Below are 26,703 nucleotides of genomic sequence, written 5' to 3'. Positions count from 1 at the left end.
GTCATCTGAAGTCGGCGACCTCGTTGACCCGCAGCCCGGAGCGCACGTAGGCGAGCACCGCGTCGGCGAGCGCGTCGGGGGTCTCGGGGCCATCCGGCCGGTACCACTCGACGAGCGAGTTCACGAGGCCGAACGTGAAGCGGGCGGCGAGCCCTGGATCGAGGTCGTCGCGGAGTGCGCCCTCGCTGCGCGCCCGCTCAAAGATGGCGCGCAACCGCGCGGTGAGCGCACGGCGCCGCTCGAGCGCACGAAGCTCGACGTCGGAGTTGCCATGCAGGCGGAGCAGCAGAATCAGATAGGGCTGCTGCTCGCAGGCGACGAGCACGGCGGCGCACACGATCTCCCGGATCTGCCCCACCGCATCGGCTCGACCGGACGCCTCGCGTTCCCCGCCCTCGGCGGTGTCGCGCCCCTCGGCCTCGTCGAACACGCGCTCCAGCGCGCCGAGGGCGCGTTCGAGCGCGATCTCGAGCATCTCGGCCTTCGAGGCGAAGTGGTGGTAGACCGCCGACTTCGAGAGCCCCAGCCGGTTCGAGATCATGCCGAGCGACGAAGCGTCGTACCCGTGGTCGGTGAAGACCTGCACGATGACTTCGAGCATGCTGCTCTGGTCGTATCCCGGTCGGCCCCTGCGGGGTGCTGCGTCCGAGCTCTCCATGGATCTGTTCCCCTCAGGCTCGGTGACCCGCACCTCCAGAAGCGTGAGCGCGGTCTTCCGCGCTGCACGCAAATCTACCGCAGGTCGTAGAGGCGCTTGAGCTTTCCCTCCGAGCGCGGCAATGACCCGATCGGCGCCAGTTCCACGCCGATCGTCGCTCCGATCCGATCCTTCACGCACTTCTGCAGCCGTCGCAGCGCGGCGTCTGCACCGTCGGGGTGCGCATCTGGATCGGCCTCGATCTTGATCGTGAGGTGATCCAGCGCCCCCCGCTTCGTCAGTTCGAGCACGAAGTGGCTCGTCAGCCCGTCGACCTCGCACGCGATCTCCTCGATCTGGGTGGGGAAGAGATTGACGCCGCGCAGGATGATCATGTCGTCGTTGCGTCCCGTGATCTTGGCGATGCGGCGGTGGGCCGGGCGGCCGGTGCCGGCGTGCAGCGAGGTGAGGTCGCGTGTGCGGTAGCGGATCATGGGGAAGGCTTCTTTGGTCAGCGTCGTGAAGACGAGCTCGCCGGTCTCGCCGTCGCTCACCTGCTGCAGCTGATCGTCGATGATCTCGGGCAGGAAGTGATCTTCCCAGATGTGGGGACCGTCCTGCGTCTCCACGCACTCACTGCCGACGCCCGGACCCATCATCTCGGAGAGTCCGTAGATGTCGACGGCGCGGATGTCCATGCGTTCCTCGAGTTCGCGTCGCATCGCCTCGGTCCAGGGCTCTGCTCCGCAGATCGCCACTTTCAGGCTCGTGCCGCGCGGGTCGAGCCCGGCCCGCTCGAACGCATCGGCGATCGTCAGCAGGTAGCTGGGCGTGCACATGATGGCGTCGGGCTCGAAGTCACGAATCAGCTGCACCTGCTTCTCGGTCTGGCCGCCAGACATGGGGATCACCATGCAGCCGAGGCGTTCGATGCCGGCGTGGGCGCCGAGCCCGCCCGTGAAGAGGCCGTAGCCGTACGCGTTGTGTACGCGCCAGCCGGGCCGCACGCCTGCGGCGTACAGCGATCGCGCGATGAGGTCGGCCCAGTTGTCGAGGTCACGGTCGGTGTAGCCGACGACCGTGAGCCGCCCGGTCGTGCCCGACGATGCATGCACGCGGCGCACCTGCTCCATCGGAACGGCGAAGAGCCCGAACGGGTAGTGGTCACGCAGGTCGCTCTTCGTCGTGAACGGCAGCCGCTCGATGTCTGCGAGGGAGCGGATGTCGTCGGGATGCACGCCGGCCGCGGCGAATTTCTCGCGGTAAAAGGGCACGTTCTCGTAGGCGTGGCGCACCGTCCACTGCAAACGTTCGAGTTGCAGCGCCTCGAGTTCGGCGCGGGTGAGGCGCTCGGCCGGGTGCAGGCCGGCTTCGACGCCGGCGTTGCCGGCATCGTCGGAGACGACGGGTGCGGCGGGTGCGGCAGGAGCCGCGGGGTCGTGAGTCTCACTGATCATGGGTGCGCTCTTTCGTATTCGGAGTCTCAGGAGGCGGGCAGCGGCCGGTCAGTGGCGAACGAGCGGCCTCGGAATTCGGCGATCGTGTCGCCGTGCTGGTCGCGGACGGTGATGTCGTAGAGCCCGTTGCGGCCCGACACCCACCGCCGCTCGGCGACTGCGGTGAGCGTGTCGCCTGCGCGGCTGGCCCGGGTGAACGTGATGTCGACGCCCGATGCGACGACGGCGTTCTCGCCCTCATTGCAGGCGTAGGCGAAGGCCGTATCGGCGAGGGTGAAGACCATGCCGCCGTGGGTGATGCCGAAGCCGTTGACCATGTCGTCTCGCACCGCCATCGACAGCTCGGCCCTGCCGCGCTCGAGCGCATGGAGCCGAATGCCGAATGCCGTCTTGGCAGTGTCCGAGCGGAGCATGGCGGTTGCCGACCAGCTCGGGTCGAAGGCGATGCGATCCTCGATGCCGCCGTGCGGCGAAACGTTCGTCAGTGAACTCATGTGGCGCTCCGTTGCGTCGATTCGGGAAGGCTCACTCCCCTTTGCGGTCGCGGGCCGGGGAGCGTATACTGACTGAATGGTCGGTCAGTAATTCCACTGGAAACTCTACCACCACTGTTCCACTCATAGCGAGAGTCGCGGCGCATTGCACCGATGCAAGGAGGCACCAGATGGCAACGACGACTGAAGAACTCACGGAGACCGCGGAGCAGGAGCGCTTCGACGCCCTGATCGCCGACGAGCAGCGCATCGAGCCCCGCGACTGGATGCCCGAGAAGTATCGGCGCACCCTGATCCGACAGATCTCCCAGCACGCGCACTCCGAGATCATCGGCATGCAGCCGGAGGCGAACTGGATCACCCGAGCGCCGAGCCTCAAGCGCAAGTCGATTCTCATCGCGAAGGTGCAAGACGAGGCGGGCCACGGGCTTTACCTCTACTCGGCCGCGCAGACGCTCGGAATCACGCGCGAAGAGATGACCGACGCGCTCATCGAGGGCCGCGCCCGGTACTCGTCGATCTTCAACTACCACACGCCGACGTGGGCCGACATGGGGGCGATCGGCTGGCTCGTCGACGGCGCCGCGATCTGCAACCAGGTGCCGCTCTGCCGCGCCTCGTACGGCCCCTACGGCCGCGCGATGGTGCGCATCTGCAAAGAGGAGTCGTTCCACCAGCGCCAGGGATTCGAGATTCTGTACGAGCTCTCGCACGGAACCCCGGAGCAGAAGCAGATGGCGCAAGACGCGGTCGACCGCTGGTACTGGCCGTCGCTCATGATGTTCGGGCCGAGCGACGACGCGTCGCCGAACTCCGCGCAGTCGATGGCGTGGAAGATCAAGCGCTTCTCGAACGACGAGCTGCGCCAGCGCTTCGTGGGTATGTGCGTACCGCAGTTCGAGGCGCTCGGGCTCGAGTGCCCTGACGCGGACCTGCGCTACGACGAGGAGTCGGGCCAGTGGATCATGGGCGAGATCGACTGGACCGAGTTCGAAGAGGTGCTCGCGGGTCGCGGGCCGGCCAACGCGGAGCGACTGCGCCACCGCCGCGACGCGCACGATGAGGGCGCCTGGGTGCGCGAGGCCGCGGCCGCCTACGCGCAGAAGATGCAGGATCGCCGCCGTTTCGCGGCCTGACCGCGACCACGCAGTACGCAGCACGCAGTACGCACACGTTACGAGGAGACGAAGATGTCGACACCCGGAGAGACCGGCACCGAGGCCTGGCCCCTGTGGGAGGTGTTCATTCGCGCCAACCGCGGCTTGAGCCACGTGCACGCCGGATCGCTGCACGCACCCGATGAGGCGATGGCGCTGCGCAACGCGCGAGACCTGTACACGCGGCGCCACGAGGGCGTCTCGATCTGGGTCGTTCCCGCGGCGGCGATCACCACGAGCGACCCCGACTCGAAGGGCGTGTTCTTCGAGTCGCCTGCGGGCAAGAACTTCAGGCACGCCGTCTACTACTCGCGCGCGGAAGGGGTGAAGCACCTGTGAGCACCGAGCCCGCCGCGGCCGCCGCCGACCTCCTCGGTGACGTCAGCGTCGACGATCTCCACGGTGACGTCAGCGTCGACGACCTCGAACTCGCCGACGAGCTGACCGGCTCCGGCGAGGTAGCGACACCCGACGTCGCCGAGTACGCCCTGCGTCTCGGAGACGACTCGCTGATCCTCTCCCAGCAACTCGGGTGGTGGGTGTCGCGCGGGCCCGAGCTCGAGGAGGACCTCGCCCTGAGCAACATCGCGCTCGACGTGCTGGGCCACGCGCGATCGCTGCTGCGCTACGCAGGCAGCGCGACGGGTCGCAGCGAAGACGACCTCGCGTTCTGGCGCGACGAGCCCGAGTTCCGCAATTGCTGGCTCGTCGAGCAGCCGAACGGGCACTACGGCGACACGATCGCCCGTCAGTTCATCTTCTCCGCTTATCAAGCCGAGCTGTATCGCCAGCTGCTCTCGAGCACCGATGCGACACTCCGCGCGATCGCCGGAAAGGCCGAGCGGGAGGTGCGCTACCACCTCGACCATTCCGCTCAGTGGATTCTCCGCCTCGCCCTGGGCACCGAGGAGTCGCGCGAGCGCATCACGGTGTCGCTGCGAGACCTGTGGCCGTACGTCGACGAGCTCTTCGCCGACGATCCGCTCATCGACCGCCTCTCAGGCATCGCCGTGCGACCGAGCGACCTCCGAGCAGGCTTCGACGACACCGTGCGCACCGTGCTCTCCGAGGCCGAGCTCGAGGTTCCCCAGGTGCAGCCCGCCCTCGCGCGCGGCCGCCACGGCATGCACAGCACGCGACTCGGCTACATTCTCGCCGAGATGCAGTGGCTGCCGCGTCGGCACCCGGGAGCGTCATGGTGACCCCGTTGCGCCCGGCAGAACCAGCGGCGGCACGGGTATGGGATATCGCTGCGCAGGTGCCGGATCCCGAGGTGCCCGTGCTCACCATCGAAGACCTGGGAGTGCTCCGCTCGGTGGTGGCCACCGACGCCGAAGTGCGCGTGGTGCTGACACCGACGTATTCGGGCTGCCCGGCCATCGATCAGATGCGCGACGACGTCGCCGCGCGACTGCACGAGGCCGGCTACCCGCAGGTGCGCGTCGATACGACGCTCAGCCCGGCCTGGACCACCGACTGGATGAGCGACGCCGGCAAGCGCAAGCTCGAGGCCTACGGCATCGCTCCCCCCGACTTCCGCGCGGCTGGGCGTCAGGGTCCGATTACCGTCGCACTCGCCGTGAAGTGCCCGCGCTGCCACTCGACCCGCACCCGCGAGATCGCCCGCTTCGGCTCCACCTCGTGCAAGGCCCTCTACGAGTGCCAGGAGTGCCTCGAGCCGTTCGACTACTTCAAGGTTCACTAGGAGCACCATGGCCGCCATCAATCTCGGCGCGAAGCAGCGCGCGACCTTCCATGAGCTGCGAGTCGCTGAGGTGCGCCCGCTCACCGAATCGAGCGTCGAGGTGACCTTCGAGGTGCCAGACGAGCTCGCGCCAGAGTTCACGTACCTCGCCGGGCAGTACCTCGCCCTCCGCACCACCATCGACGGCGAGGACCTTCGCCGCTCGTACTCGATCTGCAGGCCTCCGACGCCCGGGCGCATCTCGGTCGCGATCAAACGAGACCTCGGAGGCCGCTTCTCCAGCTGGGCCAACGAGTCCCTGCGGGCCGGCGACACGCTGCAGGTGATGACCCCGCAGGGAGCCTTCACCTCGAATCTCGACGAGCTCGACGGCCGGCACGTCGTCGGTATCGCCGCGGGCTCCGGCATCACGCCCGTCATCACGATGGCCCATCGCGTGCTCACCCACAGCGAGACCAGCCGGTTCGACCTGCTCTTCACGAACCGCTCCTCGCTCGACGTCATGTTCGTCGAAGAGCTCGCCGACCTGAAGGACCGCTATCCGCAGCGCTTCGCCATCCACCACGTGCTCTCGCGCGAGCAGCGGTCAGCCCCCGTGATGTCAGGCCGCCTCGACGAGGAGCGACTGCGCACCATCCTGAACACCGTGATCCCGGTCGGCATGGCCGACGAATGGGTGCTCTGCGGCCCCTTCGAGCTCGTGCAGCTGTGCCGCGACCTCCTCGCCGAGCACGGCGTCGAGACCTCGCACGTGCGCTTCGAGCTGTTCTCGACGGGCGAGCCCGCTCCGACGCGGGCGAGACCCGTCGAGGTGCGCACCGGGGAAGAGACGATCACCATCGACTTCACCCTCGACGGCACCTCCGCCTCGGTCGAGAGCCCGGTCGCGGCACGGGAGACCATCTTGAACGCGGCACTGCGCGTGCGCAGCGACGTACCGTTCGCCTGCGCCGGGGGCGTCTGCGGCACCTGCCGCGCGCGGGTCGTCACCGGATCGGTGTCGATGACCGAGAATTACGCGCTTGAGGCCGAAGAGCTCGAGCGCGGATACGTGCTCACCTGCCAATCTCACCCGCAATCAGACCGCGTGGTCGTCGACTACGACGCGTGACCCGATCGGAGCCAGCATGATCACCCTGACCGTCGCCGATGACATCGCCGAGATCACGCTCGACGCACCCGAGCGACTCAACGCGCTCGCGCCCGACGACATCCGCCAGCTCTCCGATGCCTACGCAGAGGCCGAACAGCAGCGGGTGCGCGCGCTCGTGCTGCGCGGTGAGGGGCGCGCCTTCTGCGCAGGGCGAGACATCTCCGGCGTCGACCCCCGCTCCGACGACGTGCTCGGCTACCTCGACGGTCTCGTGCAGCCGCTGCTCGAACGCATGAGCCGTTTCCCCGCCCCCACATTCGCCGTCGCGCACGGGGCGTGTCTCGGCGTCGGGCTCGGCCTGCTCATCGCGAGCGACGTGGTCTACGTGGCCGAGACCGCCAAGATCGGCAGCCCCTTCGCGAACCTCGGCGCAACGCTCGACTCGGGCGGGCACGCGCTCTTCTTCGAACGCCTCGGGGCGCACCGCACCCTCGATCTCATCTACACGGGCCGCCTCATGTCGGGCGCCGAGGCGGTGACAGCGGGCCTGTTCTCGCAGTCCTTCCCCGACGCCGATGTGCTCGAAGCGACCCGGGCCGCGGCGGCGAGCGCGGCGCGCGGCGCCACCGAGGCGTTTCTCGCGTCGAAGGCGCTCGTCGCCGAGCTGCGCGATGAGCGGCTCGGGCTGTGGCAGTCGATGGCGCACGAGAACCGCGTGCAGACCGCGCTCTGCGACACCGACGACTACCGCGAGGGCTTCGCGGCGTTCCAGCAGAAGCGACGGCCGGAGTTCACGGGCGGCGCTCGGCGGGGAACCCTCGCGTGAGCGCGGGCAGCGGAGCCACGAGAAACGACGCTGGCAACTGGGTCGCCGAGAACGGCGCGGGCGAGCTCGCCGAAGCGATGGGCATCGAGTTTCTCGAGTTCACCGTCGAGCGCACGGTGGGCCGCATGCCCGTTCGCGGCAACCGCCAGACCGTCGGGTTCTTGCACGGCGGCGCCTACGTGGTGCTCGGCGAGACGCTCGGATCGCTCGCCGCCAATCTGCACGCCGGCCCCGGCCGCCTCGCGGTGGGCGTCGACATCAATGCGACCCATACCCGGTCGGCCACCGAAGGCTTCGTGACCGCCGTCTGCACGCCGGTGCACCTGGGCGGCAGCCTCGCCGTGCACGAGATCGTCGTCACCGACGAGGCCGGCCGCCGCTGCTGCACAATGCGGATGAGCAATCTCATCAAGGCGATGCCGGATCACGCGCGTACTGATCCTCAGCCCTGATCGTCGGTTCTGCACTCGCCCCCTGGCCCCGCGAGCACTTCGGTGATGTGCCGCAGCGCGTCGTGCAGCTGCACATCGGTCGACGCTCCGTAGCCGAGTACGAGGCCATGGGGCGCGGTCTCGGGGTTGTCGTAGTAGGTGTGGAGCGGCGCCACGGTCACCCCTCGTGCCGCGAGGCCGCGCGCCGCCGCAGCGGCTGACGGGCCAGGCTCCCACGTCAGCGTCGCGTGCAGCCCCGCTTCGACCGCGTGCACGCGGACCCCCGGCACCCCGTCGAACGCGTCGATCACGAGCGTGCGCCGATGCGCGTATTCGCGTCCGACCCGGGCGAGATGCCTGCGGAGGCCGCCGCTCTCCAAGAACTCCGCGAGTGCATGCTGCACCGTTCCCGAGAGCGGAAGCCCGAGGTCGGCGCGCGCCGCGATCGCTCGCTCGCGGATCTCCGGATTCGTCACGACGACGTAGCCGCACCGAAGCCAGGGCGAAAGCGTCTTCGAGTAGCTGCCGACCAGCGCGACGCGGCGCTCGTCGTCGAGCGATGCGATCGCCGGCAGCGCCGGGGCGCCGTGCCGGAACTCGCTGTCGTAGTCGTCCTCGATCACCAGGGCGTCATGGTCGCGCGCCCAGTCGAGAACGGCGAGCCGGGCGGCGACCGGCATGCGCCCGCCGAGCGGATACTGATGGCTCGGAGTGAGCAGCGCCCCCGCGAACCGCCCGCCCCGCGAGCGCAGCTCCTCGACGTCCATCCCGCCGTCGCGCACCGGAATGGGGATCGACTGCCCGCCGAGTCTCCGGATCACCCGGCGCGATGCCGGATACCCGGGTTCCTCGGTCGCGATCCGCGCGCCGACGGGGCCCTCAGCGCTGAGCCCGTGCATGAGCAGCCCGATCCCGTCGTTCGTGCCCGCGGTGAGCAGCACGTCGTCTCGACCGCACTGCACCCCGCGGGCCTGCAGCAGATGCTCGGCGATGAGTTCTCGCAGGCGTTCGTCGCCGGCGGGCGGTGGCGGCACCGAGGGGAGCTCGCGCCGGAGTGCCCGGCGCCAGGCGGTCTGCCACTCTCGAGTGCTGCCGAACCGCGTCGACGGGCTTCCGGGCGACAGATTGTGCGCGCTGGGGATCGGCGCAGGTGTCGCGAGGGGTCGATGCGCCGCGGGCTCCGATTCCGGTGCCACCCGCCGAGCCGCGCCGCCCCCGAGACCCGCGGCGACGAACGTGCCCGATCCCGGCACCGAAACGAAGTACCCCTCACCGATCAGTTCTTCGAAGGCGGCGATGACGGTGCCCCGAGAGAATCCCGTCGCGGCCGCGAGCGAGCGGGACGAGGGAAGCTGCGCCCCCGCAGCGATCGTGCCGCCGAGCACCGCTCCGCGCAACTGCTCGACCAAGTGCTCTCGAGCAGTTTTGGCCGGCGGAACCGACGTCTCGAGCACGAGGTCGACGGGGATCCGATGTCTCATCGCACTCTTTCTGGTCTACTGAAATCGATGTTTTCCGGTGTAACCGCACCACCAGTTTCCCCGCCACGATGGAGCCTATACCGTGTGCGTCGTCGATGGCGCGCTTCCCCAGGAATGGAGTCCACCCGTGTTCACCGGTCTCAGTGCGTTTCCCCTCACCCCGTTCACCGATGATGCAGTGGACGAAGCCGCGTACGCGCGACTGATCGAACGACTCGCAGCCTCGGGAGTCGACTCGATCACCGCGCTCGGGTCGACGGGCTCCTACGCCTACCTGACCCCGGCGGAGCGCGCGAGCGTGGCTCGAATCGCCGTGCGCCACGCGGGTGCGATGCCCGTGCATGTCGGAGTCGGCGCGCTCCGCACCTCCCACGTGCTCGAGAATGTGCGGAGCGCCGAAGCAGCTGGCGCCTCCGGCGTGTTGCTCGCCCCGATGACCTATCAGCCGCTGACGCACGACGACGTCTTCGAGCTCTTCGCCGCGGTCAGTCGCAGCACTGATCTCCCGGTGATCGTCTACGACAACCCCGGCACGACGCATTTCACCTTCACCACCGAGCTCTACGGCCGCATCGCGCAACTGCCCGGCATCGCGTCGGTCAAGATTCCCGCCCTCCCGGAGGGCGATGCCGCAGCGTCGGATCGCATGGCCCAGATTCGTGCGGTGCTCCCCGACCATGTGACGGTCGGCATCTCGGGCGACGCATCCGCCGCCGCGGGTCTCACCGCGGGGTGCGACGCCTGGTACTCGGTGATCGCAGGCACCCTCCCAGAGGTCGCCCTGCGCATCGCCCGCGCGGCGCAGGCGGGAGATCGCGACGCGGCGCTCCAGGCATCAGCAGAACTGCAACCGCTCTGGAATCTCTTCAGCACGATGGGCGGAAGCCTGCGCGTCACCGCCGCAATCGCCGAACTGCTCGGACTCGTCGCACCGCGATCGCTCCCGTTGCCGATCCTGGGTCTATCCGCAGCTCAGCGCGCCGAGGTCGCGCGGGTCATCGATGAACTCGGCCTCGACGGCTGACGCGCCCGCAGCGGGCGGCGGCGCGCTTCAGCGCAGCGGCGGGCTCGCGCGGTACGTCTTCGCGGCGACACTCGTGCGGAGTGCCGACGGCGGCGCGGTCGTCGCGATCGTGCTGCTCGCGCAGCACACCGGCCTGCCGGCGTGGGTATCCGGCCTCCTCGGAGCATCGATCACCGCGCCCCATCTGCTCGGTCCGTTCATCTCCCGGCGGCTCGACACTGCCCGTGACGGGCGAGTCGTCATCGCCGTCTCTGCCGTCGTGCACGGTGCGCTTCTCGGCATCGCCGCGCTCCTCCTGCCCCACACTTGGGCGGCCGTTCCCGCCGTCCTCCTGTTCATCTCCGGCTTGTTCGGCCCAATGCTCACCGGCGGCATCAGCAGCAGGCTCCCCGCGATCGCCGGGCCGTCTCGGCAGCACCAGCGGCGAGCGCAGAGCTGGGACGTGGCGAGTTACGGCGTCAGCGGCACGCTCGGCCCCGCGTCGGTGGCCTGGCTCGCCGCCGGGCCGGGCCCGCTCGCAGCCGCTCTCGTGCTCGCCGCGGCCGCGATCATCGGTGCAGCTGCGGTGCTGGCGCTCCCCCGTCAGCCTCCCGCCACCGATGCGTCTGCAGTGCCCTCGCCGCTGCAGACGCTCCGGCAGATCTGGCGCTCCGGCCCACTGCGGCGCACGCTCGCGCTCACGGTCACGGTCGCGTTCTCAGTCGCCGTGCTCCCGATCTACGCGGTGGCGATCGCTCCGCAGTTCGGCGGCGCGGCGCTCGCGGGAACGCTCATCGCCGGGTACGGGGTGGGCAACCTGATCGGGTCGGCGATCCTCATGGTGAAGCCGCTGCCGGGAGACGCCGATCGACTCATCGTGGTGCTGTGCTTCGTCGTCGCCGCAGCATTGGCCGTCGTGGCCGCGATGCCGAGCTTCGTCGCAGCACTCGTCGCCTGCGGTGCGGCGGGAATCGCGAACGCACTGTTCTTCGCGGCGACGCTCGCGGCCCGCAGCGAGTACGCACCGGCCGAGGCCCGCGGTCAGGTCTTCATCTGGGTCGGCGCGTTGAAGATCGCCGCCGGTTCTGCGGGAACGGCCACCGCCGGTGTGCTGCTCTTCGGGGCAGCGTGGATGCCCGTGGCGCTTGTGGCGGGCGTCTGCGTCGTCGCGGCGCTCGCGAGCGCGCGGTCGCGAGCCGCGGGCGCGGCCGCGCACCCGCTAGCGCGCCGCCGAGCGGCGAGCTCGCACGACGGCGAACCCGGTGAGCACTAGACCCGCCGCCGCCCACAGCAGGAGCAGCACGGCAGCGCCCCCGGCCGATCCGGCACCCGTGGCGATCGATTGGAAGCCGTCGAGCGCCGCGCCGAGCGGGCTGAAGTCGCCGACCGCCGCGAGCGCTGCCGGAACGGTGGAAACGATCCCGACCGCGAAGGCGACGACCAGCAGCACGAATGCGACAAAGCGGCCGAAGCCTCCGAGCAGCGCCGAGAGCCCCTGCACGAGCAGCGCGAAGGCGATACCCGCGAGCAGCGCGAAGCCGAAGAACTGAACGCCCTGGCCGAAGTCGTACCCGAGCGCGATCGGCAGGGCCACCCCGGCGGCGACGCCCTGGATCGCGCCGAGGCCGATTGCGGGCAATGCGCTGCGGAGCGTGATGAACCCGATCCCGCGGGCAGCCGCACGGGTACGCCGCCAGAGCGGCGACAGCACGAGGAATACGGCGAGCGCACCCGCCCACAGCGCGATGCCCGCGAAGAGCGGCACACCTGAAGCCGTGAAGAGCTCATCGCTGCCGCCCTCGGCCAGCACCGGCGTCACCGCGGCCTTCGCGAGCCGCTCGCGCTCCGCATTCGTGGTGGTCGGCACGCCCGTCGCCGCAGTCTCCAGCCCGGTCGCGAGCTCCCCGGCCCCGTCGGCCAGCTGTTCGGTGCCGCCGACCAGCTCCGAGGTGCCATCGGCGAGCTGCCTCGCGCCGTCGGCCAGTTGCGGGGCGTTCGCCGCGAGCTCCCCGGTTCCGGTGCTCAGCTGCGCCGCACCGTCGGCGAGCTGTGCCGCGCCGGCGGAGAGTTGCCCGCCCTGCTCGGCGAGCTCGTTCAGACCGGCGCCGAACTGCGACAGACCAGTGGCCAGCTGGTCCAACTGCGCATTCGGGTCCGCGCCTGGCGCAGCCGCGCCGCCGAGCTGCTGCTGCAGTGCCTGAGAAGCCTCAGCGACCCCCGCCGCCCCATCGCTCGCGGTCGCAAGCCCTCCGCCGATGGCTCCGGCGTGAGCCTGCAGCGATTCGCCCAACCGCTGGCAGTACTCGAGGTCGCCGGTAGAAACCGCGCAATCCGTGACCAGCGGTTCGATATCGGCGCCGAACGCTGCCGCACCCGCGCCGGCGCTCGTCAGCCCCTGCTCGAGCTGCGCCGACGGCTCGGCCGAAGCCGCCTGCAGCTGCGTCAGCGCCCCGATGAGCGTCTGCAGCTGCTGCACCGCGGCGGTGGCGCCTGCCGAGAGCTGCGGATACGCGTCGGCCAACTGCTGCGCGCCCGAGACGTACTGCCCCACGCCGGAGGCGAGTTCACCCGAGCCCGTCGCCAGGGTTCCGGCGCCCGTCGCCAACTGCTGGGTGCCGTCGGCGAGTTGCGTCGTGCCGTCCGCGAGCTGAGCAGCGCCGCCGTCGAGCTGCGCCGCGCCGGCTGACAGCTCGGAGGCGCCCGTCACCAGCTGATCCGCCCCGTCAGCGGCGTCGCCCACGCCGGCGCCGAGCTCGTTGAAGCCGACGTACACGCCGTCGACGAACTGCGCGCCGAGCTGCTCGTTCAGCACCTGCGTCGCCGTCTGCGTCACGATGCCCGAGAGCGCGGTGTCGATGAGGCGGCCGCGATCACTCTCCGTCACGCCGATCCTCGCCTGCTTCGCCTCGCCGGGGTCGCCCGAGAGCGACGTCGCATCTGCCGAGAAGCTCTTCGGGATGGTGACGACAGTCGCGTACCGGCCGTCGGTCACGCCCGCTGCAGCGTCGTCGGCATCGGTGAGCACCCACGTGAAGTTAGTCGTGCCGCTGTCGTCGGACGACGCCGCCGTGTCAGGGGCCGGATCGCCGATGAGTTCGCCAGCGAGCACGCGGCCGAGCGGCACGGTCTGCCCATCGACTTCCGCGCCCTCGTCGAGGTTCACGACGGCGGCCGTCACGTTCTCGAGGCGCTCCGTCGGATTCCAGAGCCCCCACAGCAGGATCCCTGCGACCGTGAGGGGGACGAGCATGATGCCGACGATCGTCGTCCAGCGAACCGGACGGTCGTTCGTGAGCCGGGTCAACGCGGCACTCATCGTGCGCTCCCTTCACTGTCGCTGAAATGCGACAGAACTTCTGGTTTCTCGGGACTGATGAGCGGACGTTCTGTCGCGCTTTCAGCGGGCGGAGTCGAAACGGGGGACGGAACGCGGGCCGAGGCCGCGGCGGAGGCGCGGTCGAGCGTCACCAGCTCCGTGCCCTCTGGCAGGATCCGCCGCGCGAGCTCGGCGCCGCCGAGCACGACCGGCGTGACTTCTGGCGCCGCTCCCCGTGCGACCGACACCGCATGCGCTGCGAACGCCGAACGCATGCCGTCGACGGCCGCCGACGAGGCATCGGCCTGCCCCGCCTCGCGCAGGTCGAGCACGAGTACGGCCGGGCGATCCTGCAATGCCTCGCGCAGCGTCGCCGGCGTCGCCCAGGCCGCGCGCGAGCGCAGGGATGCCGCGCGCTCCGGCAGCAGGAGGCCGGCCACCTTCGCCGTACCGGCGATGATCGGCCCGCGGCCCGACAGCGCTTCGGCGATCGGCACGGCTCGGCCCGTCTGCTGCGGGTCCAGCACCAGCGCTTCGCCGGCTCCGACGCGAATCGTCGGCGCTCCGACACCCGCCGCATCCGCGCCACCCGCGCCGCCAGACGTGCTCGCGGCGTCGCCGGGCAGGACGAGCGCGTCCGCCGCGATCCGCGCCTGTGGCATGTCCGCCGGCCATGCAGCGTGCGCGATCTCGCGGGCGAGACCTTCGCCTTCCACATCGAACGACGGCAGCACGCGGCTCAGCCAGCCCGGCATGCTCCAGGCGCGGTCGCCGAGGAGCGCCAAGACCGCCGGCACGAGCGTCATGCGCACGATGAAGGCGTCGACGAAGACGCCGACCGCGAGCCCGAGCGCGATCACCTTGATGCTCGGGTCGCCCTCGGGCACGAAGGCCGCGAACACCGCGAACATGATGAGCGCCGCGGCGGTCACCACTTTCGCGCTGCCGACGAAGCCGCGCCGGATCGCGGTCTGAGCATCTGCGCCGTGCACGTACTCCTCGCGGATGCGCGAGACGAGGAACACTTCGTAGTCCATTGCGAGCCCGAAGAGCACCCCCATCAAGATGATCGGCATGAAGCTGAGCACCGGTCCGGTGGCGTGCACGTTGAGCGCATCGCCGAGCCATCCCCACTGGAAGACGGCGACCACGGCTCCGAAGGCGGCGCCCACGGAGAGCAGGTAGCCGAGGGTCGCCTTGATCGGCACCCAGACCGAGCGGAAGACCATGGCGAGCAGGATCAGCGAGAGTCCGACCACCAGCACCCCGAACGGCAGCAGCGCTTCGCCAAGCAGGTTCGACACGTCGATGCCCACCGCGGTGAATCCCGTCACGGCGAGACTGACCCCGTAGTCGTCGAGCCACTCGTCGTGGTGCGCTCTGAGCTCGGCGACGAGCTCGGAGGTGCTCTCCGCTTGCGGCCCCTCCTCGGGCACGACCTGGATGATGCCGGTATCCGCGTTCTGGTTCGGGGTCGCGAGCGGCACGTCGTGCACGCCGGGAATGTCGCGCACCTCGTCGGCCAGATCTTGCATCAGACCGACGGGATCATCGCTGGTGATGATCGATCCGGTGAGGATGAGCGGCCCGTTCGCCCCCTCGCCGAAGTGCTCCCCGGTCAGCTCGTAGGTGACGCGAGCCGGGTCGGTCTCCTCGAGTGTCTCGGCCCCGGGGAGCGCGAGCCGCAGCTGCGTCATCGGAATCGCTGCGACGCCGAGCACGACCAGAACGGCGAGGATCGTCGCGACCGGCTTCGCCGTCACTCCGCGCACCCATCCGCCGAAGAAGCGGTCGGCGCGGCTGGGGCCGTGGGAGGCGCTGGCCGGTGCTGACTCGATCGGTGCGCCGGCGGCGAGCGCGGCGCGCTGCCGTTTCGGGAGGATCTTCAGCCCTGCCATGGCGAGGACGGCAGGCGTGAGCGTCACCCCGATGAGCACGGCCACCGCGACACCGGCGGCGGCGGCGACCCCGAGCGCGGTGAGGAACGGAATGCCCGCGACCGCGAGGCCGAGTAGGGCGATGATCACGGTGAGCCCCGCGAACACGACGGCCGAGCCGCTCGTCGCCGTCGCCCGGGCGATCGACTCGGTGACTCCGAGCCCCGACCTCAGTTGCTCCTGATGCCTGCTCACGATGAAGAGGGTGTAGTCGATGCCGACCGCGAGCCCGAGCATGAGCGCGAGCATCGGGGTCGTCGAGGTCATCTCGGCGAAGGCCGTCGTGACGAACAGACCCGCGATCGTCACGCCAACGCCGATGATGGCGATGATGAGCGGCATGCCCGCCGCGACGAGCGACCCGAGCGTGAAGAGCAGCACGACGAATGCGATGACGACGCCGATCGCCTCGGTCGCGGTGAAGCCGGGGATCGAGACCGAGAACACGTCTCCGCCGTACGAGACTTCCGCGTCGGCGGGCAGGCGATCCTGCAGCTGTTCGGCTACGGCGATGATGCCGTCGGCCGTCGCGTCGGACACATCGCTCTGCGCGCCGGTGATCTGCACGGTGACGAGCGCCGCCTGCCCGTCGTCGCTCAGGCCCGCCGCGGCCTGCTCGTCGAACGGGTGGGTCACCGCACTCACGTCGTCGAGTTGCTCGAGTTCGTCGACGGCGTCGACGATGGTCTGCTCGTAGGGCTGCTGGTCCGCCCGCTCGCCGTCTGCGGCGACGACGATGATCGTCGCACTCGTGCCGCTCACCTCGGGGAATGTGCGCCCGAGCGTGTCGATCGCCTCCTGCGACTCCGTGCCGGGAATCGTGATGGGCGCGTTCGCCCCCTGCGAGAACAGGCCGGCGGCGATGCCGAGCACCGCGAGGATCGCGATCCAGGTCGCGAGCACCAGCCATCTCGCGCGGGTCGCCCAGAGTCCGATGGCGTGCAGCAGTGTCGACATGCGGGGTGAGGCCTTTCGATCTCGGGCGGGAGGGGAACGGGTCGGGGTGCGCCTGACCGCCAATTCGGCGATCGATACACGAGTGCATCCGTTTCGATACACGAGTGTATCTGATTGGGTACACTGATGTATCGGGAATCTTTCAGGCTAGGCTCTGCATGCTGTCTGCCGAGACGAGAAGGGGCTGCGATGACGAACGAGCCGCACCAGGATCCGCCGACCGCACGGCGGCGAGAGACGCGCGGCCGCCTGCTCGACGCTGCTATCGAGGTCTTCGCCGAAGCCGGAGTGCAGGGCGCGTCAGTCGAGCAGATCTGCGCCCGCGCTGGATTCTCGCGCGGCGCCTTCTACTCGAACTTCTCCACGAAGGAGCAGCTGTTCCTCGCACTCCTTGAACGCGAGTTCGATCGTCGCATTGAAGAAGTCGAGTCGACGATCGCCGAGCTCACTCCGGCGTTGCAAGAGCTGCAAGGCACTATCGACGGCGCACGGGCGGCTGAGTACATCACCCGATTCGTCGCGCCCGAGAGCGACGGCGCGCACTGGTTCATTCTCGAGAACGAATTCGCGCTGCTCGCGATGCGCGATCCCGACATCGCGCCGGGATACCTCGCCCTACTCGACCGCGCGACCAGAAGCCTCGCCGAACTCGTTGAGACGGCCATCGTCGCGGCCGGTCGCCGCTTCGTCCTCCCCGCCTACAGCACCACCGAGATCATCAACGGCATGTGCGAGCGCGCGGCGCGCGTCTCCGCACTCGAGGGCGAGGAGCACCCGCGCGGCATCGCGGCGCTGCCCCACCAGATCGGCGAGCTGCTCTTCGCGGTGACCGAACCGATCAGTCCGCGCTGATCGTGCGGCCGAGCTCGGCCGCTTCTGCGCGCGCACGCTCGAGATCGTCAGCCGCCCACTCCATGCCGAGCTCGGGCAGCTTCTCGGCGAGGGTGCGGCTCGTGCCCACCACGAACACCTCCATGCCGAAGCCCGCTCCGAACAGGTGGGCGAGCGGCGCCGTCACGAAATCCTGCACCTCGGGTTCGAGCGGGCCGCCCTGGGCGGTGACGATGACGACCGGCTTGCCCTCGAGAGGCCGTGGCGATCCGGCCCACGACGACGTGATTCCGGGAACGTGGACCAGGTCGACCCAGGCTTTCAGCGTCGAGGGCATCGCGTAGTTGTACATCGGCGCACCGACCACGAGCGCGTCGGCATCGAGCAGCTCGGAGATGAGCCCGCTCTGCACCCGCTGCGTCGTAGCCGCAAGAGGCTCGCCGTCGCGCAACTCGGCGGGCCAGTGCTGCGCGCGCTCGCTCAAGTGCGGCGGTTGGTCGTGGTGCAGATCCCGTTGCACCACGACAAACTCCTCGCCGCGTGCAATCCAGGCTTCGGCGACTGCGTTCGTGAGCCCCCGCGTCCGTGAGGCGCTGTCTGCGATCGCTCCGTCGACCTGCAGCAGTGTCGGCATGGCTTCCCCTTCCCTCGGTTACGTGACGAGGATAACCGCCACCCCGTAGAATCGTCCCGTGCTGCTCTCAGATCGCGACATCAAGGCCGAACTCGAATCGGGCCGCGTCGGCCTCTCCCCGAGCGAACCGTCGATGGTGCAGCCCTCGAGCATCGACGTGCGACTCGATCGCTACTTCCGCCTGTTCGACAACCACAAGTACGCGGTGATCGACCCGTCCCAGGAGCAGCCCGAGCTGACGCGCCTCATCGAAGTCGACCCCGAAGAGGGCTTCATTCTGCACCCAGGCGAGTTCGTGCTCGGTTCCACCTACGAGCAGGTCTCGCTGCCCGACGACATCGCGGCGCGTCTCGAGGGCAAGAGCTCGCTGGGGCGGCTCGGCCTGCTCACGCACTCGACCGCCGGCTTCATCGACCCCGGCTTCGAGGGCCACGTGACGCTCGAGCTCTCGAACGTGGCCACCCTGCCGATCCGCCTCTGGCCCGGCATGAAGATCGGCCAGCTCTGCTTCTTCAAGCTGACCTCGCCTGCTGAGCGCCCGTACGGATCAGGCGCGACGTTCTCTCGCTACCTCGGTCAGCGGGGCCCGACCGCCTCGCGCTCGCACCTCAACTTCCACCGCGCCGATGTGCGGTCGAGCGTAGCCGGTGCACCCGGAGCCTGAGGCCCGCACCGCAGCGCTCAGCGTCAGTGCTGCGCGCCGAGTTCTACGAGCAGCACACCGGCGCCGATCAGTGCGATGCCGGCGCCCATCACCCAGGTGAGCGGCTCCCTGAAGAGCACTCGGCTCATCACGGCAGTGAGCGCGACGCCCACCGCGGCCCAGATGCCGTAGGCGACACCGAGCGCCATGCCGAGCGACAGCGTCAGCGACAGCATCACGAACGCCGTCAGGTACCCCGCGACCACGACGATGTACCACAGCCGATTCGGGCGCTTCCCGGCGGGCGCTGTGGTGGCAGCTCGCAGCGAGAGTGAAGCGGACACTTCGCTGACGATGGCGACGACGAGGGTGACGAACATCATGCGTCACCCACCCCCGCAGTGTGAGACGTCACGCGTGCGGCCTTGCGGTGCGCGGCCTGCGAACCGAGCTCGACGAGCAGCACGCCGCCGATGATCAACACGATGCCAGCCCCCATGAGCGCGGTGAACGGTTCATGGAACACCGCAGTCGAGAGTCCCGCGGTCAATGCAACGCCGGTGGCTCCCCAGATGCCGTAAGCGACCCCGAGCGGCATGCCGAGCGACAGCACCTTGCCGAGGCAGGCGAACGAGCCGATGTATCCCACGGCGACTGCGGCGTACAGTGCGGGGGTCTCGAGCGCGCCCTTCAGGCACAGCGATCCGACGACCTCCAGCAGAATTGCCGCACCCAAGAAGTACCAGGCCCTCACGCGTCTCCTCCCGCGCCAGCCTTCCGGCGCGCCTCCGACTCCGCGGCGATTTCCTGCTGCCGCTTCATCTGACGCGTCAGCACCACCGACAGCACGAGCCCGCCGACGAGGGCGACGCCGATGAGCAGGTACAGCCCGATATCCGGGTCGATGATGCCGACGGCGTACATGAGCACGATGAGGATCGCGAGAACCGCCCCCTCCGTCAGCGCGAACCGCAAGAAGAACCGCATGCGCGCCCGCGCCAGCGCATCGAATTCCTGCTGCCCGGTGGCGTCGAGAGGGGGCACACCGTGCGAAGCATCTTGAGTCATGAGCCGAGGCTAGCAAGGCGCGCGTGCCGCCACGCGGCGCCGCTCCGATACCGCCGCTGCTACCGCCGCTGCTGAGCGCTCGCGCGCTTCCCGTCCCGGCGCGCCTGCTGCGCCAGCATCTCGTTGTAGGCCTCGAGCTCGGCGCCGCCCGAGCGGTCATCCGCTCGATCCTTGCGCTTCTGCTCCTTCTCATCGCTCCGCGACCATTGGATCGCGACGATCAACGCGAGAGCAAGGGTCGGCAGCTCTCCGATGCCCCAGGCGATGCCGCCACCCGTAGATTGATCTTCAAGCGGTGGCGCACCCCAGGTGCGCCCCATCGCCCCATACCAGTCGGAGAGCAGCAACCCGTCGCCCGTCATGATGGTCACGCCGAAGAAGGCGTGAGAGGCCATGGTGGCGAACAGCGTGACGATGCGCAGCGGGTACGGGAAGCGGTACGGCACCGGGTCGACGCCGATCATCGACAGGTTGAAGAGGTACCCCGAGATCAAGAAGTGGATGATCATCCACTGGTGCCCCAGGTGTTCCTCGGCTGCCCAGCGTGCGATCGGGGTGAAGTAGAACACCCAGAGCGAACCGGAGAACATCACCGCGGCGAAGGCCGGATGCGTGACGACCTTCGAGAAGGGGGTCTGCACCGCCCACAAGATCCATTCCCGGCCACCCCACGAGCCGTCAGAGCGCTTGTGGGTTGCGCGCAAGGCGAGCGTCACGGGCGCGCCGAGCACGAGGCAGAGCGGGATCAGCATCGCGAACATCATGTGCCCGAGCATGTGCACGCTGAAGAGGTACTGCTCGTAGGCGTTGAGCGCGCCGTTGGTGGTGTAGGCGAGCAGCAGAATGCCGAGAATCCAGGCGGTCGTGCGCCCAGCCGACCACCGGTCGCCCCGGCGGGCGAGGCGCACCACCGCGGCGAGATACATGCCGACCGCGAAGACGCAGACGAGCACCCAGAGCAGATCGAACTTCCACTCGGTGAGGTACCGCAGCGGGGTGAGCTCGGGCGGCAGCGGGTCGCCGGTGAGCCACTCGGCCGGGCTGATCCCGCCCGGCTGATCGCGCACGGGCTCGAGCGCCACAGGAGTCGCGGTACGGCCGAGCGCCCCGGCGATCCCGCTCGCGATGCCCATGACGGCGAGCTCGCAGACCACGAACCAGGCGAATGGGCGCATGCCCCGCGCCGAGTCCGCGATGCGCGGGATCAGACGCACGCGCTGCATCGCACCGAACGCCCCGAGCACCACGAGCGAACCCGTCTTCAGCAGCACCAGCTGCCCGTAGCCGGTACCGAAGAGCGCGTCCCACGTGCCGACCCGCAGCCACGCGCTCACGACACCCGACGCCGCGACGCCGATGAATGCGAGCAGTGCGATCGAGGAGTAGCGGGCGGTGACCGCCGCGAGCCGCTTGTGATCGACCGTGCGCGCGACGAAGATCAGCGCCAGCAGCCCGCCGAGCCAGACCGCGGCGCCCACGATATGCACGAGGAGCGCGTTCACCGCCGCACCGTGGCCCGACGCGCCGGCTGCGTGGCCCTGCTGCGCGAGCGGCAGCGCGGTCGCGAGGGCCGCGACCAGCACGATCAAGGTGAGCTTGCGCCCGCGAATCGCGAATGCGAGCACCGTGGTGACCGCGGCGAGCAGCAACTCGAGCAACCACAGTTGTCCGAGTTCGATCTCTGTCAGAAACTGGGCGAGACCGGCGCCGAACGATGCGTCGCCGGAGAAGGGCTGGCTCGACACGTCGAGATAGGTGAACAGCGTCGCCCCGGCACTGGCGACCGTCAGCACTGCGGCGGATCCCGCCGCGAAATCCATGGCGAGCCGCGTCTCGGGTCGGTCGCTCGCGAACACCCACACCGACATCACGATGGACCCGATGAGGCCCGCCATCGCGACGTTCACCAACGTGCGGGTCAACGGCAGACCGAAGCGCACGATAGCGCCCGGATCGGCGAGCGAGCGTTCGGCCGCCGCACCGCCGATGCCGAGGCCGAGACCGAGTGCCAGCAGTGTCGCAGCGAGCAGCGCGGCGGGGGCGAGGACGCGGACGAGACGGGGCACCCGACTAGCCTACGCGTAGCGCGATGGGAGCCCGATCCGCACCTCTCGGAAACGACGAAACCCCCGAGCCGCAGAGCGACCCGGGGGTGTTCGAAGAAAGCGTTGTTACTTGACAGCAGCCTTGAGCTTGCTGCCGACCGACACCTTGACGCGCTTGCCTGCAGGAATGTCGATGGACTCGCCGGTGCGGGGGTTGCGCCCGGTGCGAGCAGCGGTGGTCGCGGTCTCGAAGGAGATCCAGCCCGGGATCGAAACCTTGTCGCCCGAAGCAACGGTCTCGGAAACAGCGGAGAACAGTCCGTCGATCACGCTGGAGACGGCGGCCTGGCTCTGGCCGGTCTCGGCAGCGATCTTCGCGACAAGCTCGGTCTTGTTGAGTGCCATGTTGTGTCCTTCCAAGGCGATGCGCCGCAGCCGGGCATGCCCCTAGATCTTGGTTCAGGGTTCCCTCCGGATGGAGAGTCCGATCGATTGATCGGTACGAATCTACCCCAATTCGGCGGAATGATGCGGAACTTCGGTCGGGGATTCCCCAGAGTCAGGCCCCACCAGCTGATATTGCCGCTGATCGGAGACGATTTCCGGTATTCACGGCGCACCCATGCAAAATGGCGCGGATCCCGAAGGATCCACGCCATTTCTGCTCGGTCGAGCTGTTACCAGCTCGCTCCGCCGCTCACGCGGCCGATCGAGCCCAGCAGTGCTTGCTCGGTCGAGCTGCTACCAGCTCGACTTGGTGATGCCGGGCAGCTCGCCGCGGTGCGCCATGTCGCGGAAACGCACACGCGAGACGCCGTACTTCGTCAGCACGCCACGGGGGCGGCCGTCGATGACGTCGCGGCTGCGCACGCGAACCGGCGAAGCGTTGCGGGGCAGCTTCTGCAGGCCCACGCGTGCGGCTTCACGGCTCTCGTCGGTGCCGTTCGGGTCCACGAGGGCCTTCTTCAGCTCGAGGCGCTTCGCCGCGTAACGCGCAACGATGACCTGGCGCTGCTTGTTCTTCGCAATCATGCTCTTCTTCGCCATGATTAACGCTCCTCTCGGAAGTCGACGTGCTTGCGGATAACCGGGTCGTACTTCTTGAGCACGAGACGGTCGGGGGTGTTGCGACGGTTCTTCTTGGTCACGTAGGTGAACCCGGTGCCTGCCGTCGAACGGAGCTTGATGATCGGACGTACGTCCTTATCCTTAGCCATTAGAGCTTCACCCCGCGCTTCTGCAGATCAGCGATTACCGATTCGATACCGCGAGCGTCGATCATCTTGATGCCCTTGACCGAGAGGGTCAGGGTCACCTTGCGGCCGAGCGAAGGCACGAAGTAGGTCTTCTTCTGGATGTTCGGATCGAACCGACGCTTGGTGCGACGGTGCGAGTGCGAAATGTTGTGTCCGAAGCCGGGAACGGCGCCGGTCACCTGGCACACTGCTGCCATGATGTTTCCTCTCATACCGTGAGACCGGACGGCCTCACCCAAGATTTCTTGTCTGCACGAACCCACGGCGAAGTCGAGAATCGATTCGCTGCGATCAGCTCGCGCGGTCTGCGCACTGGGACGGCGCACAGCCAAAGATCAACAGTACGTCAGGATCGCGAAGCGCGCAAGCCGGGCGTGTCGCTTCCGGCGCGCGACACGTTTCGCGATCCGCTCGGCCCTCCCACGGTCAACCACGCGATCGCCGCCATCAGTGCCGCGATTGCGCCGGCGGTTCCCCCATTGAGATAGCCCTGCGTCAGCACCCACGCGACCGCGATGACCAGCACGGCGGTCGCACACATCGCCGCCAACGATGGCGTCTGTCGATCGCGCTCCCGCGGCCACAGGAGCTCGATACGCGCCACCACCGGGCACAGCACCGCGAGCACCGCGGCGATCGCGAGCACCCAGGGCACCCGAGTCAGCCACCACGCGGGGGTGAGCGGATCGGGGAACGGGAGGCCGAGCGCCAGCTGCACGCCGACCACCGCACCCATCGCAACGGTGTGCCAGAGGTAGATCGTCATGCCGAAGGTGCCGAGCGCGCCCACGGTGAGCAGCACGCGCGGCCGGCGCACCGCGCGACGGATCGCAGGCTGGAGCAGCGTGAACACGTACACCTGCGCGAGGCCGAGCAGCAGGAGCAGCACGGTGGGCGGGTTGAGATTGTCAAGCATGTCGGGCGAGTACCCGAGCCCCCACACGGCTACGGCCATCAGTACGTACGCCACCGCGGCGAGCGCCACAAGCAACCAGCGGGGCCGTTTCGCGTACCAACCGTCGCGCACACCGAAACCCAGCTGCTGCACGAAGAGCCAGACGAACAGCCAGTTCAGCGGCGCGATCGGGATGCCGCCGAAACGGCTGAGCAGGTCGACCGCCACCGCGGCTCCGGCCAAGCCGAGGAAGGTGCGCCACGCGGCAATGCGGTGCAGGCGCGCCATGAGCGGAACGAACGCGGTGCAGATCGCGTAGACCGCGATGAACCAGAGCGGCTCGGCGAGCCGGAAGGCGAAGCTGCGCAAGAGACCGAGATCGGCGCCGCACAGCGCCATGATTCCGAGGATCGCGAGCACGCCGAGCATTGCCGTCAGTACGGGGCGCGCCAGCCGCAGCGCGCGGTCCCGCAGATAGTCGCCCGGGGTACCGCCCCGGCCGCGCAGACGTCGCCACGTCGTGATTCCGGCGAAGCCGCCCGCGATGAAGAACGTCGGCATGATCATGCCGACCCAGGTGATCCAGACGAGCGGCTGCCACTCGGCAAGGGCGTTCTGCGCGCGCAGCGGGTCCCCTGAGATGCCCATCTGCAGCGCGTGCAGCACCACGACGATCGGCAGGCACAGCGCGCGCACGGCATCGATCGAGAGGTCGCGATCCGGCGGGATCCTCGGCAGCTGCGTCACCACCAAGCCAGAATAGGGCGCGGGCCGCCATTCCGACGATGGGCGTAGGCTGTGGCCGTGAGCGAGCCGCACCAAGCCACCGAACGCGCCCTGATCCGGTACGTCGCCATCGGCGACAGTTTCACGGAGGGGGTCGGCGATGAGCGACCCGACGGATCGGTGCGCGGCTGGGCCGACTTCGTGGCGCAGGGGCTCGCTGACGCGACGGGCTCCGCCGTCGACTACGCCAACCTCGCCATCCGGGGCCGACTGCTCGCGCCCATCATCGCTGAGCAGCTCGAACCGGCGCTCGCGCTGCACCCGACGGTCGTGACGTTCAACGGCGGCGGCAACGACATGCTGCGGCCGCGCACCAACATCGCGTGGGTGGCCGCTCAGACGGAGCACGCGCTGATGCGCATCCGCGATTCGGGCGCCGAGCCGGTTCTGCTCGCCGGCGCCAACCCGACCGCCGGGCTTCCCGGTGGCGCACGCGTGCGCGTGAAAGGCGACGAGCTCGTGCGCGCCGCGCGCGCCATCGCCGAACGGCTGAACGTGCGCTTCGCCGACAACTGGAGTGATCCCGAACTCGCGGGCGGGCAGTACTGGTCGCCCGATCGACTGCACCTCGCGCCCGTCGGGCATCGCCGCGTCGCAGCGAACGTGCTGCAGGCGATGGGGTACTCCGCTCCGTCCGACTGGGATCTGAACGCCGAGCCGATCCCCCGCCCGACGCGTCGGGATCAGCTGCGCTACACCCGCGAGCACGTCGTGCCCTGGGTGCAGCGGCGCCTCACCGGGCGCTCGAGCGGCGACGGGCGCACCGCGAAGTACGCGCAGTGGACGCGTATCGAGCCGCGCCGGCTCGATACCGCTTCCGACGCATGACGCCGCCCGATGCGGCGAGCCCTCGCGGCTCCCGGGCGTTCGCCGGCGCCCTCGCGCTCGCCGGCTTGCTGCTCGTAGCCGGCAACCTGCGCGCGAGCCTCACCTCGGTCGGCCCGATCCTCGATCGCCTGCAGTCGGAACTCGGGCTGAGTTCACTCGCCGCATCGATGCTCATCAGTCTCCCGCTGCTCGCGTTCGCCGGAGTATCGCCGCTCGTGCCAGGCATCGCCCTGCGATTCGGGCTCGAACGACTGCTCGGCGCGAGTCTCGTGCTGCTCGCTGCCGGCATCGTGCTTCGATCCGTGGGCGGTGCATGGCTCTGGGTGGGAACGATCGTGCTCGGGATCGCGATCGCAGCGCTCAACGTCTCGCTGCCTTCCCTGGTGAAGCGGGACTACCCGAACCGCATCGGGCAGGTGACAGGCGCGTACTCGGTCGTGCAATCGGTCTTCGCCGCAATCGCAGCGGGCGTCTCGGTGCCGCTCGCTGATGCTTCTGCACTGGGGTGGCGTGCTTCGCTCGGCCTCTGGGCGGGGTTCGCGCTGCTGGCGCTCGCCGCGCTCATTCCCCGCATTCTGCGCGCGGGCTCGCCGCGCGACAACGCGCCCAGCGAGGTGATCGCGCTCCCGGGCGGCGGCACTTCGCGCGACCGGTTCTCGCCGTGGAAATCGGCGCTCGCGTGGCAGCTCACTGCGTTCATGGGCGTGCAGTCGGTCGCCTACTACATTCTCATTCTCTGGCTGCCCTCGATCGAGATCGCCTCGGGAATCTCTCCTGCCGCAGCCGGATTCCATCTGCTCATCATGAACGCCGTCGCCATTGTCGGCAGTACCGCGTGCTCCGCGCTGATCCCCCGGTTCCGCGATCAGCGCGGCCTGGGAGCGGTTTCGGGCCTCTTCTTCCTCATCGCCGCGGTCGGACTGGCCTTCGCTCCGGAATGGGGCGCGCTGTGGGCGGGATGCGGCGGGCTCTCGGGCGGTATCTCCATCGTGCTCGCCCTGTCGTTCTTCGGGCTCCGCACGCACCATCATCGTCACGCCGCTGCAGTATCGGGCATGGCGCAGGCGGTCGGGTACCTCTGCGCCGCCGCCGGCCCGCCCGCCATCGGCTTATTGCACGATGCGACCGGTTCGTGGGCGCCCGCCCTCTGGACGCTCGGGGGCATCGGGGTGCTGCTCATGGGCCTCGGCGTGCTCGCCGGGCGCGACCGCTACGTGCAGTAG

The 26,703-nt window shown here is 69.2% G+C and carries 29 protein-coding genes; 13 read left to right on the top strand and 16 right to left on the bottom strand.

Features of this window, described 5'->3' with window-relative positions; all coding sequences use genetic code 11:
• Position 1: 1 nt before the first annotated feature.
• From AB0O71_RS07510 to paaI, 3 genes are all read right to left on the bottom strand, one after another.
• Positions 2–658: a TetR/AcrR family transcriptional regulator gene (locus AB0O71_RS07510; RefSeq protein ID WP_363743825.1), complete on the bottom strand. Its 657-nt coding sequence runs from the start codon at positions 656–658 to the stop codon at positions 2–4.
• A gap of 74 nt (positions 659–732) precedes the next feature.
• Positions 733–2,094 carry a phenylacetate--CoA ligase PaaK gene (gene paaK, locus AB0O71_RS07505; protein ID WP_363743822.1) on the bottom strand — a complete coding sequence of 454 codons (1,362 nt, stop codon included), beginning with the start codon at positions 2,092–2,094 and terminating at the stop codon, positions 733–735.
• Between the two features lie 26 nt (positions 2,095–2,120).
• On the bottom strand, positions 2,121–2,588 hold the full coding sequence (gene paaI / locus AB0O71_RS07500) for a hydroxyphenylacetyl-CoA thioesterase PaaI (RefSeq protein WP_363743820.1): 468 nt from the start codon (positions 2,586–2,588) through the stop codon (positions 2,121–2,123).
• Positions 2,589–2,758: 170 nt separating this feature from the next.
• Between paaI and paaA the strand changes: the two genes are divergently transcribed.
• From paaA to AB0O71_RS07465, 7 genes are all read left to right on the top strand, one after another.
• The gene (paaA, locus tag AB0O71_RS07495; RefSeq protein WP_363743818.1) at positions 2,759–3,724 is read left to right on the top strand and encodes a 1,2-phenylacetyl-CoA epoxidase subunit PaaA; all 966 of its coding nucleotides are present in this window, start codon (positions 2,759–2,761) and stop codon (positions 3,722–3,724) included.
• 54 nt (positions 3,725–3,778) lie between these two features.
• Positions 3,779–4,084 (top strand): 1,2-phenylacetyl-CoA epoxidase subunit PaaB, encoded by a 306-nt coding sequence (paaB, locus tag AB0O71_RS07490; RefSeq protein ID WP_339971584.1) that lies wholly within the window; start codon positions 3,779–3,781, stop codon positions 4,082–4,084.
• Positions 4,081–4,947: a 1,2-phenylacetyl-CoA epoxidase subunit PaaC gene (gene paaC, locus AB0O71_RS07485; protein ID WP_363743815.1), complete on the top strand. Its 867-nt coding sequence runs from the start codon at positions 4,081–4,083 to the stop codon at positions 4,945–4,947. Before paaB ends, paaC begins: the two co-directional genes overlap by 4 nt.
• Positions 4,941–5,450, top strand: a complete 510-nt coding sequence (gene paaD / locus AB0O71_RS07480; RefSeq protein WP_363743812.1) for a 1,2-phenylacetyl-CoA epoxidase subunit PaaD — start codon at positions 4,941–4,943, stop codon at positions 5,448–5,450. The genes paaC and paaD overlap by 7 nt, the downstream gene beginning before the upstream one ends.
• 7 nt (positions 5,451–5,457) lie before the next feature.
• On the top strand, positions 5,458–6,561 hold the full coding sequence (gene paaE / locus AB0O71_RS07475; RefSeq protein WP_363743810.1) for a 1,2-phenylacetyl-CoA epoxidase subunit PaaE: 1,104 nt from the start codon (positions 5,458–5,460) through the stop codon (positions 6,559–6,561).
• 16 nt (positions 6,562–6,577) lie between these two features.
• On the top strand, positions 6,578–7,369 hold the full coding sequence (locus AB0O71_RS07470) for an enoyl-CoA hydratase-related protein (protein WP_363743808.1): 792 nt from the start codon (positions 6,578–6,580) through the stop codon (positions 7,367–7,369).
• A gap of 77 nt (positions 7,370–7,446) precedes the next feature.
• Entirely contained in the window at positions 7,447–7,821 is a 375-nt protein-coding gene (locus tag AB0O71_RS07465; protein WP_363743908.1) for a hotdog fold thioesterase, read from the top strand.
• Here AB0O71_RS07465 and AB0O71_RS07460 read toward each other — a convergent pair.
• Complete coding sequence (locus AB0O71_RS07460) at positions 7,812–9,281, bottom strand: PLP-dependent aminotransferase family protein (RefSeq protein ID WP_363743806.1); 1,470 nt, start codon at positions 9,279–9,281, stop codon at positions 7,812–7,814. The two genes, AB0O71_RS07465 and AB0O71_RS07460, sit on opposite strands and share 10 nt — an antisense overlap.
• A gap of 127 nt (positions 9,282–9,408) precedes the next feature.
• On the opposite strand from AB0O71_RS07460, the gene AB0O71_RS07455 reads away from it, so the two are divergent.
• Together AB0O71_RS07455 and AB0O71_RS07450 are read left to right on the top strand one after the other, a co-directional pair.
• Positions 9,409–10,305 (top strand): dihydrodipicolinate synthase family protein, encoded by an 897-nt coding sequence (locus AB0O71_RS07455; RefSeq protein ID WP_363743804.1) that lies wholly within the window; start codon positions 9,409–9,411, stop codon positions 10,303–10,305.
• Positions 10,283–11,557 (top strand): MFS transporter, encoded by a 1,275-nt coding sequence (locus AB0O71_RS07450; protein ID WP_363743802.1) that lies wholly within the window; start codon positions 10,283–10,285, stop codon positions 11,555–11,557. Before AB0O71_RS07455 ends, AB0O71_RS07450 begins: the two co-directional genes overlap by 23 nt.
• On the opposite strand, the gene AB0O71_RS07445 is transcribed toward AB0O71_RS07450, so the two are convergent.
• Together AB0O71_RS07445 and AB0O71_RS07440 are read right to left on the bottom strand one after the other, a co-directional pair.
• On the bottom strand, positions 11,504–13,600 hold the full coding sequence (locus AB0O71_RS07445) for a YhgE/Pip domain-containing protein (protein ID WP_363743800.1): 2,097 nt from the start codon (positions 13,598–13,600) through the stop codon (positions 11,504–11,506). The two genes, AB0O71_RS07450 and AB0O71_RS07445, sit on opposite strands and share 54 nt — an antisense overlap.
• Entirely contained in the window at positions 13,597–16,494 is a 2,898-nt protein-coding gene (locus AB0O71_RS07440; protein WP_363743798.1) for an MMPL family transporter, read from the bottom strand. Before AB0O71_RS07440 ends, AB0O71_RS07445 begins: the two co-directional genes overlap by 4 nt.
• A gap of 189 nt (positions 16,495–16,683) precedes the next feature.
• Here AB0O71_RS07440 and AB0O71_RS07435 point away from each other — a divergent pair, with 189 nt between their 5' ends.
• Positions 16,684–17,346, top strand: coding sequence for a TetR/AcrR family transcriptional regulator (locus AB0O71_RS07435; protein WP_363743796.1), 663 nt, complete (start codon positions 16,684–16,686; stop codon positions 17,344–17,346).
• Here the strand turns inward: AB0O71_RS07435 and AB0O71_RS07430 are convergent.
• Positions 17,333–17,959: an NAD(P)H-dependent oxidoreductase gene (locus tag AB0O71_RS07430; protein ID WP_363743794.1), complete on the bottom strand. Its 627-nt coding sequence runs from the start codon at positions 17,957–17,959 to the stop codon at positions 17,333–17,335. The two genes, AB0O71_RS07435 and AB0O71_RS07430, sit on opposite strands and share 14 nt — an antisense overlap.
• Before the next feature lie 58 nt (positions 17,960–18,017).
• On the opposite strand from AB0O71_RS07430, the gene dcd reads away from it, so the two are divergent.
• On the top strand, positions 18,018–18,623 hold the full coding sequence (gene dcd, locus AB0O71_RS07425) for a dCTP deaminase (protein ID WP_363743792.1): 606 nt from the start codon (positions 18,018–18,020) through the stop codon (positions 18,621–18,623).
• Positions 18,624–18,646: 23 nt separating this feature from the next.
• Here dcd and AB0O71_RS07420 read toward each other — a convergent pair whose 3' ends face one another.
• From AB0O71_RS07420 to AB0O71_RS07380, 9 genes are all read right to left on the bottom strand, one after another.
• Positions 18,647–18,985, bottom strand: coding sequence for an SMR family transporter (locus AB0O71_RS07420; protein WP_363743790.1), 339 nt, complete (start codon positions 18,983–18,985; stop codon positions 18,647–18,649).
• Positions 18,982–19,356: an SMR family transporter gene (locus tag AB0O71_RS07415; RefSeq protein ID WP_363743788.1), complete on the bottom strand. Its 375-nt coding sequence runs from the start codon at positions 19,354–19,356 to the stop codon at positions 18,982–18,984. The genes AB0O71_RS07420 and AB0O71_RS07415 overlap by 4 nt, the downstream gene beginning before the upstream one ends.
• Complete coding sequence (locus tag AB0O71_RS07410) at positions 19,353–19,670, bottom strand: hypothetical protein (RefSeq protein ID WP_363743786.1); 318 nt, start codon at positions 19,668–19,670, stop codon at positions 19,353–19,355. Before AB0O71_RS07410 ends, AB0O71_RS07415 begins: the two co-directional genes overlap by 4 nt.
• Positions 19,671–19,729: 59 nt before the next feature.
• A complete protein-coding gene (locus tag AB0O71_RS07405; protein ID WP_363743784.1) occupies positions 19,730–21,736 on the bottom strand; it encodes a bifunctional copper resistance protein CopD/cytochrome c oxidase assembly protein in 2,007 nt (668 codons plus the stop codon).
• Between the two features lie 105 nt (positions 21,737–21,841).
• Positions 21,842–22,120 carry an HU family DNA-binding protein gene (locus AB0O71_RS07400; RefSeq protein ID WP_090145911.1) on the bottom strand — a complete coding sequence of 93 codons (279 nt, stop codon included), beginning with the start codon at positions 22,118–22,120 and terminating at the stop codon, positions 21,842–21,844.
• 336 nt (positions 22,121–22,456) lie between these two features.
• A complete protein-coding gene (gene rpsN / locus AB0O71_RS07395) occupies positions 22,457–22,762 on the bottom strand; it encodes a 30S ribosomal protein S14 (protein WP_090145910.1) in 306 nt (101 codons plus the stop codon).
• A gap of 2 nt (positions 22,763–22,764) precedes the next feature.
• Entirely contained in the window at positions 22,765–22,932 is a 168-nt protein-coding gene (rpmG, locus tag AB0O71_RS07390) for a 50S ribosomal protein L33 (RefSeq protein WP_010155688.1), read from the bottom strand.
• The gene (rpmB, locus tag AB0O71_RS07385) at positions 22,932–23,168 is read right to left on the bottom strand and encodes a 50S ribosomal protein L28 (protein WP_090145908.1); all 237 of its coding nucleotides are present in this window, start codon (positions 23,166–23,168) and stop codon (positions 22,932–22,934) included. Before rpmB ends, rpmG begins: the two co-directional genes overlap by 1 nt.
• Before the next feature lie 149 nt (positions 23,169–23,317).
• Positions 23,318–24,616, bottom strand: a complete 1,299-nt coding sequence (locus AB0O71_RS07380; RefSeq protein WP_363743780.1) for an acyltransferase — start codon at positions 24,614–24,616, stop codon at positions 23,318–23,320.
• A 54-nt stretch (positions 24,617–24,670) separates the two neighbouring features.
• Here AB0O71_RS07380 and AB0O71_RS07375 point away from each other — a divergent pair, with 54 nt between their 5' ends.
• Both AB0O71_RS07375 and AB0O71_RS07370 read left to right on the top strand, forming a co-directional pair.
• Positions 24,671–25,480 (top strand): SGNH/GDSL hydrolase family protein, encoded by an 810-nt coding sequence (locus AB0O71_RS07375; RefSeq protein WP_363743778.1) that lies wholly within the window; start codon positions 24,671–24,673, stop codon positions 25,478–25,480.
• Positions 25,477–26,703 (top strand): MFS transporter, encoded by a 1,227-nt coding sequence (locus tag AB0O71_RS07370; protein ID WP_363743776.1) that lies wholly within the window; start codon positions 25,477–25,479, stop codon positions 26,701–26,703. The genes AB0O71_RS07375 and AB0O71_RS07370 overlap by 4 nt, the downstream gene beginning before the upstream one ends.

Source organism: Leucobacter sp. NPDC077196 (genome assembly GCF_040687075.1).
Classification (GTDB): Bacteria; Actinomycetota; Actinomycetes; order Actinomycetales; family Microbacteriaceae; genus Leucobacter.
Note: the sequence above shows the minus strand (reverse complement) of the source record. Positions and strands in the feature narration are given on the sequence as shown.